Annotated in this window: 1 pseudogene; it reads left to right on the forward strand. The window is 38.8% G+C overall.

The features are described 5' to 3' along the window. Positions 1 to 570 (forward strand): annotated as a pseudogene (locus ACFINO_RS11390) (monovalent cation/H+ antiporter subunit A); the annotation flags it as partial.

Consider the following 570-nt stretch of genomic DNA (forward strand, 5'->3'; position numbering starts at 1 on the left):
TACCTATTCTATACGTTTTATTCATGGTGTCTTTTTAGGACCAAAACCTGTCAATTTACCAAAAACTCCACACGAACCACCGCATTTTATGCGTCTTCCAATGGAACTTTTGGTATTTGTTTGTTTAGCGGTTGGTATTATGCCTCATTTAACAATCGGGCCTATTTTGGATAATGCAGTTGTTTCTGTTTTAGGATCAATGACAGTTCCTTATAGTTTGGCTGTTTGGCATGGGTTTAATACTCCATTAATGATGAGTTTTGTGGCTTTATTAGGAGGTGCATTGCTTTATGTTGTCGGGTATCGTTATTTTTTATCCTGTGATGATGGAGCACCTTTTTTTCGTCACTTAAACGGACCCCGTATTTTTGAACGCATTCTCTTGATTATTTCTTGGAAATGGGCGCGTGCGGTGGAATCTGTTTTATCAACACGTCGTTTGCAGATACAGTTGCACTGGATTTTCTTGATGTGTTTTGCATTTGTTGCTCTTTTGCTTTGGTCTGATGGTTTCATTTCAGCAGGTTCATTACCACTTTTCCCGTTTGATCTTCCTTTTCTTGCCCTTTG

This window comes from Bartonella sp. AA83SXKL (genome assembly GCF_042196965.1).
Taxonomy (GTDB): domain Bacteria; phylum Pseudomonadota; class Alphaproteobacteria; order Rhizobiales; family Rhizobiaceae; genus Bartonella.